We start from the raw sequence: 1,060 nt of genomic DNA, 5'->3' as shown, positions 1-1,060 counted from the left end.
ATCAGGGCGGTTTTTCCGGAAAGTCGTGACATGGTGCGGTCTCTTGAAATCATTCCCCTCCCCCGTTTTATGGGGAGAGGGTTGGGGTGAGGGGCAAAGACTCTGACGGTGACGGTCTGGCGCATCCAAAACCCCCACCACCGCATCTCAGCTTCGCTTCGTGCGGTCCCCCTCCCCAGTAAACTGGGGAGGTATAATTAGGTTACGCCCGGCGCAGCGGCAGGCAGGCCGGGCCCAGCGGGTCGAAGGCCTTATAGGTCAGGATGAACTCCTGATGGCCGAGCGCTTCGGATTTTGTCGGTGCGCCACAGGCGACGGCCAGCACGCTGTCGATAATCTCCTGCCCGACCTCATCCAGCGTGGCGCGACCTTCCATGATCTTGCCGGCGTCGATATCCATATCCTCGCTCAGCTTGCGATAGGTGTCCGGATTGGCGCAGACCTTGATCACGGGCGAAATGGCCGAGCCCACCACAGAGCCGCGGCCCGTGGTGAACAGGGTCACGTGCGCGCCACAGGCGATCAGTTCGACGATTTCCGCATTGTCCGAGATGTTGGGGAAGCCGAAACGCGGCTCACCATCCGGCACCACATCGAGCAGGTAGAGACCGCCCGTCGGCGGCAGATCACCGGGTTTCAGTATGCCGCAGATGGGCGCCGATCCCGACTTGGAATAGGCCCCCATCGACTTTTCTTCCTGCGTGGTCAGGCCGCCTTCGGCATTGCCTGGTGCGAACGACCCAAAGCCCATGACGGTGTAATAGGCCTCGGCCTTCTGAACGCAGGCTTCGAGTTCGGCCCCCAGTTCCGGCGTGACGGCGCGGCTGGCCATGATGGTTTCGCAGCCGACAAGTTCGCCGGTTTCTTCGAACACGCAGGCCGCCCCTTGCGCCCCGAACCAGTCGAAGGCGCGCCCGACCGCCGGATTGGCGGTGATGCCTGACGTGCCGTCCGAGCCGCCGCAGATGGTGCCGATGACCAGCTCCGACACCGCCATCTCGACCACCGGGGTCTGCGCGGCTACGGCCTGAAGCCGGGCCACGGCCTCAAGGCCCTTCTG

At 63.7% G+C, this 1,060-nt stretch carries 1 protein-coding gene; it reads right to left on the bottom strand.

Annotation, left to right across the window (positions count from 1 at the left end; genetic code table 11):
* Window positions 1-202: 202 nt before the first annotated feature.
* Window positions 203-1,060, bottom strand: an 858-nt coding sequence (locus tag PQU94_RS17980; protein WP_272742808.1) for a UxaA family hydrolase, incomplete at its 5' end; no start/stop codon positions are given.

Origin of the sequence: Asticcacaulis currens (assembly GCF_028550395.1) — a bacterium.
Classification (GTDB): Bacteria; Pseudomonadota; Alphaproteobacteria; order Caulobacterales; family Caulobacteraceae; genus Asticcacaulis; species Asticcacaulis currens.
Note: the sequence above shows the minus strand (reverse complement) of the source record. Positions and strands in the feature narration are given on the sequence as shown.